The sequence below is a fragment of the Pseudomonas sp. genome (genome assembly GCF_030696055.1).
GTDB lineage: Bacteria > Pseudomonadota > Gammaproteobacteria > Pseudomonadales > Pseudomonadaceae > Aquipseudomonas.
The window spans coordinates 1-5550 of record NZ_JAUYNP010000247.1 but is presented as its reverse complement, the minus strand read 5'-3'; the positions used below and the strand labels follow the sequence as shown (position 1 = coordinate 5550).

The window sequence follows — 5550 nt, the reverse complement described above, 5'->3', positions numbered from 1 at the left end:
CCGCACTTCATCGCCAAGATCAAGATGGGCCAGGTCGACCAGATCAAGCAGTGCGTCGGCGCCAACTACTGCATCGACCGCCAGTACCAGGGTCTGGACGTGCTGTGCATCCAGAACGCCGCGACCAGCCGTGAATATATGGGCGTGCCGCACATTATTGAAAAGTCGTCTGGTCCTAAGCGCAAGGTGGTAGTGGTCGGTGGCGGCCCAGCCGGGATGGAAGCCGCCCGCGTCGCCGCCGAGCGAGGCCACGACGTGACGCTGTTCGAGAAGAAAGAGCAACTGGGTGGACAAATCACCACCGCCTCGAAAGCCCCGCAGCGCGACCAGATCGCCGGCATCACCCGCTGGTTCCAGCTGGAGATCGCCCGCCTCGGCGTCGACCTGCGCCTGGGCACCGGCGCCGATGTCGCCACCATCATGGATCTGCGTCCGGACATAGTAGTGCTGGCCAACGGCGGCCATCCCTACCTGGAGCAGAACCCACACTGGGGCGCCGAGGAAGGCCTGATCGTCAGCAGCTGGGACGTGCTCGACGGCAAGGTCGCGCCGGGCAAGAACGTGCTGGTGTACGACACCATCTGCGAATTCGGCGGCGTGTCGGTGGCGGACTTCCTCGCCGACAAGGGCGCCCAGGTCGAGATAGTCACCGACGATATCAAGCCGGGCGTGGCCGTTGGCGGCACCTCGTTCCCGACCTTCTACCGCAGCATGTACCCGAAAGAAGTGATCATGACCAGCGACCTGATGCTGGAGAAGGTCTATCGCGAGGGCGACAAGCTGGTGGCGGTGCTGGAGAACGAATACACCGGGGCCAAGGAAGAGCGCGTGGTCGACCAGGTGGTGGTAGAGAACGGCGTGCGTCCCGACGAGACGCTGTACTACGCGTTGAAGGAAGGCTCGCGCAATAAGGGCCAGATCGACGTGGAAGCGCTGTTCGCCATCCAGCCACAGCCTTGCCTGACTCAACCGGGCGACGGCTATCTGCTGTTCCGCATCGGCGACTGCGTGGCCCAGCGCAACACCCATGCGGCGATCTACGACGCATTGCGCCTGTGCAAGGACTTTTAAGCCAACGCTTTCGACGGTTGGACGGACGTAGGTTGGGCTGAGGAACGAAGCCCAACATCCGGTTCACAGAACCGGTCTGTGGCATTGACCGCCAGAGCATGGGGAGCGCTACGCGCTCCTTGTTGGGCTTCGCGAGCTCAGCGCCAACCTACAGGTCGCATTGTTTTTCGGTCCCGCTGAGGAGACCAACGAATGTTGAACACCCTACTCCCCATTCTGCTGTTCGCCGCACTCGGCCTGGCCGTGCTTGGCGCCGGCAAGCGCTTCCTGATGTGGCGCCGCGGCCGCGCGTCCAAGGTCGATTGGCTGGGCGGCCTGCTGGCCATGCCGCGCCGCTATATGGTCGACCTGCACCATGTGGTGGCGCGCGACAAATATATCGCCAACACCCACGTGGCCACGGCCGGCGGCTTTGTCCTGGCCGCGGCGTTGGCGATTCTGGTGCACGGTTTCGGCCTGCATAACCGCATCCTCGGCTTCGCCCTGCTGGCGGCCTGCGTGTTGATGTTTGTCGGCGCACTGTTTGTCGCCAAACGGCGCAGAAATCCACCAGCGCGCCTGTCCAAAGGCCCCTGGATGCGCCTGCCGAAAAGCCTGCTGATGTTTTCGGTGAGCTTCTTTATCGCCACCCTGCCGGTTGCTGGGATTCTGCCTGAAGGTTTTGGCGGCTGGATTCTCGCCCTGCTGCTGACTGTCGGCGTGGCCTGGGGCGTGTCCGAGTTGTTCTTCGGCATGACCTGGGGCGGGCCGATGAAGCACGCCTTCGCCGGCGCCCTGCACCTGGCCTGGCACCGCCGCAGCGAACGCTTCGGCGGCGGCCGTTCCACCGGGTTAAAAGCCCTGAATCTGGATGACCCACAAGCCCCACTGGGCGTGGAAAAACCCACGGACTTTACCTGGAACCAGCTGCTCGGTTTCGACGCCTGCGTGCAGTGCGGCAAGTGCGAGGCGGCCTGCCCGGCCTTCGCCGCCGGCCAACCGCTGAATCCGAAGAAGCTGATCCAGGACATGGTGGTCGGCCTGGCCGGCGGCACCGATGCCAAATTCGCCGGCAGTCCCTACCCATCCCTTGACGGCAGGGGCAAGCCAATAGGCGAACATAGCGGCGGCCCGCACCTGCCGATAGTCAACCTCAACGGCAAGGCCCTGGTGGATGCCGAGACCCTGTGGTCCTGCACCACCTGCCGCGCCTGCGTCGAGGAGTGCCCGATGATGATCGAGCACGTCGACGCCATAGTGGATATGCGCCGCCATCTGACCCTGGAAAAAGGCGCCACGCCGAACAAGGGCGCCGAGGTGCTGGATAACCTGATCGCCACCGACAACCCCGGCGGCTTCGCCCCGGGCGGGCGGCTGAACTGGGCGGCGGATCTGAACCTGCCGCTGCTCAGCGACAAACAGAATGTGGACGTGCTGTTCTGGGTCGGCGACGGCGCCTTCGATATGCGCAATCAGAGAACCCTGCGCGCCTTTGTCAAAGTGCTGAAGGCGGCCAAGGTCGACTTCGCCGTGCTGGGCCTGGAAGAACGCGACAGCGGCGACCTGGCCCGGCGCCTGGGCGACGAGGCGACCTTCCAGCAACTGGCAAAACGCAATATCGCCACCCTGGCCAAGTACCAGTTCAGCAAGATAGTCACCTGCGACCCGCACAGCTTCCATGTGCTGAAAAACGAATACGGCGAACTGGGCGGTCGCTACCAGGTGCTGCACCACAGCACCTATATGGAGCAGCTGATCAGCGGGCAGAAGCTCAATCTGGGCCAACACAAGGGCGGCTCGGTCACCTATCACGACCCCTGCTACCTGGGTCGCTATAACGGTGAGTACGAAGCGCCACGCAATGTGCTGAATGCCATAGGTATCGAAGTAAAAGAGATGCAGCGTTCCGGCTTCCGTTCGCGCTGCTGCGGCGGTGGCGGCGGCGCGCCCATCACCGATATTCCCGGCAAGCAGCGGATTCCCGATATGCGCATGGGCGATATCAAGGAAACCGGCGCCGAGCTGGTGGCAGTGGGTTGCCCGCAATGCACGGCGATGCTCGAAGGCGTGGTCGGCCCGCGCCCCGAGGTCAAGGATATTGCCGAGCTGGTGGCCGATGTATTGATCGAGCAAGCGGCGCCGGTAAAAGCCGCGCCGCGGGCAACGGCGGAGGTGTTGTGATGAAAACCAAAGCCTCACCGGTAGGAGCCAGCTTGCTGGCGATCCATAGCCCTATCGCCAGCAAGCTGGCTCCTACGCAAAGCAGTTCGGAGGCCCGCCCATGAGCGACCTGATCCGCCGCGACCCGCGCGCCGAATGGATAGCGCGCAACCGCCTGCACCCGCTGCATGCGGCCATGCTCTCTTCATCCAAAGGCGGCGAAGCCAGCTGGATGGGGCCCAACGGCATCGTCCGCAAGAATCCCCATGCGGTCGGTTTTATCGGCCCCAACGGGATAAAACGCATCGACCGCTCCGGCGCCCAACAAGGCGGCGCCGCCAAACGCTCCAGCGCCAGCGAAGTGGTGCAGCTGCCGTTGCATCGGGTCGAGCAACCGATATTCAGCATCTGCGTAGTGCCGGATATGCTCGGCGGCCGCCTGAGCAGCCACGACAAGGACCTGCTCGGCCTGGCCAACAAGCTGGCCGGCAGTGACGGCGCCGTGGTGCTGGTGCTGTTTGGCGAACATAAGGAAAGCGCCTTCGACTGCAACGGCGTCGACCGCCTGCTGCAGATCGACGGCGCGGCCTTCGAGGGCTACGCCCCCGAAGCCCGTGTGTTGGCCTTGAGCGCGGTGGAAAGCCAGCTGGCACCGCGCCACTGGCTGCTGCCGGACAGTCGCAATGGCGGTGGCGAACTGGGCCGGCGCCTGGCCGCCAAGCTCGGCGAACGTCCGGCCACCCGGGTCTGGCAGGTGGCCGAAGGCGTCGCCAGCGGCCGCGCCGGAGCCGGTCGCGAAGACCTGATCCGCAAGGCCCCACGGCTGATCCTGGCCGCCGCCGAATGCGCCGAGCCGGTCAGCGACACCCGCCACGAAGTGCGTCCGCTGGCCTTGCAGGAAAACATCGCCCATAGCCTGCCGCGCATCCAGGATCTCGGCGCGGTGGCGGTGGACCCGGCGCAGATCCCCATGGCCGAGGCCGAATTTATTCTCTCCGGCGGTAACGGGGTCAGGGACTGGACGCTGTTCCACCAGGCCGCCATGGCCCTGGGCGCCACCGAAGGCGCCTCGCGGGTGGCGGTGGACGATGGTTTTATGAGCCGCGAGCGCCAGGTCGGTGCGTCCGGCACCTGGGTCACCGCGCGGGTCTACCTGGCCGTCGGCATCTCCGGGGCTATCCAGCACCTGCAAGGCATAGGCGCCTGCGACAAGGTGATAGCGATCAACCTGGACCCGAGCTGCGACATGATCAAACGCGCCGACCTGTCGGTGATCGGCGAATCCGCCGCGATCCTGCAGGCACTGATCGAGCGCATGGCCGCTTACCGCCAGGGAGCAGCCCGTGATGCGGCCTAACGCTGTTGTAGCCCGGATGCCATCCGGGGCCTTTACAACCTCTCCCCGGATTGCATCCGGGCTACGGGTGAGCCATGACTGATCTGAACATCATCTGCCTGGTATCCATCGGCGCTCATCCCAGCTCCGGCCGCGCCCGTCGCGCCGAGCAGGATGCCCGCGCGGTAGAACTGGGCCTGCGCCTGGCCGGCGCACGCCTGCAGGTGCTGCACGCCGGCGATCCCCGGGAAGAAGCCTTGCGCGCCTACCTGGGCATGGGCCTGAACGAACTCAAGGTGCTCGAACAGGCGCCCGGTGGCGATGCCCTGCCCGCCCTGGCCGACTACCTGAGCGATGCCGGCGCGCAGCTGGTGCTCACCGGCAGTCAGGCGGAAACCGGCGAAGGCTCCGGCATGCTGCCCTTTCTGCTGGCGGAAAAACTCGGCTGGCCCCTGGTGGTCGGCCTGGCCGAAGTGGAAAAGGTCGAGAACGGCGTGGCTCAGGTGCTGCAAGCCCTGCCCCGCGGTCAGCGGCGCCGATTGAAGGTGCGCCTGCCGTTTCTCGCCAGCGTCGACAACGCCGCCCCGACCGCCCGACAAAGCGCCTTCGGCCCGGCCCGACGTGGCCTGCTCAGCGCCGAGGAAGTCGAACTGGTCGCCGATGTGCTGTTGGCCGAGGCGCAGCTGCAACCGGCGCGACCACGGCCCAAGCGCCTCAAGGTGATCAAGGCCAAGACCGGCGCCGAACGGATGAAGGCCGCCACGGCCAAAGCCGCCGGCGGCGGTGGCCAGGTGCTCAAGGATGTCTCGCCGCAAGCCGGCGCCGAGGCTATCTTCAAGTTACTGCTCGAAGAAGGCGTGCTGCGTTAAGAACCTGATTCGGATCTGCTGCGCGTCGGCGATACTGCGTTAAAAACAGCCTCGGGATGCTCATTTACAACCCGTAAACTCCGCTTCCTCGGCTGTTTTCGCCTTGTCTCGCTCTAGCTCGCAAGATCCGCAACA

General features: G+C 65.1%; 3 protein-coding genes and 1 pseudogene. All 4 read left to right on the top strand.

The window, feature by feature from the left end; translation table 11 throughout:
- Positions 1–1071 (top strand): annotated as a pseudogene (dgcA, locus tag Q8Q83_RS14470) (dimethylglycine demethylation protein DgcA); the annotation flags it as partial.
- Positions 1072–1263: 192 nt separating this feature from the next.
- Positions 1264–3231 carry a dimethylglycine demethylation protein DgcB gene (gene dgcB, locus Q8Q83_RS14465; RefSeq protein WP_305624840.1) on the top strand — a complete coding sequence of 656 codons (1968 nt, stop codon included), beginning with the start codon at positions 1264–1266 and terminating at the stop codon, positions 3229–3231.
- Positions 3232–3331: 100 nt separating this feature from the next.
- Positions 3332–4567, top strand: a complete 1236-nt coding sequence (locus Q8Q83_RS14460; RefSeq protein ID WP_305624839.1) for an electron transfer flavoprotein subunit alpha/FixB family protein — start codon at positions 3332–3334, stop codon at positions 4565–4567.
- A gap of 74 nt (positions 4568–4641) precedes the next feature.
- A complete protein-coding gene (locus tag Q8Q83_RS14455; protein ID WP_305624838.1) occupies positions 4642–5415 on the top strand; it encodes an electron transfer flavoprotein subunit beta in 774 nt (257 codons plus the stop codon).
- Positions 5416–5550 lie beyond the last annotated feature (135 nt).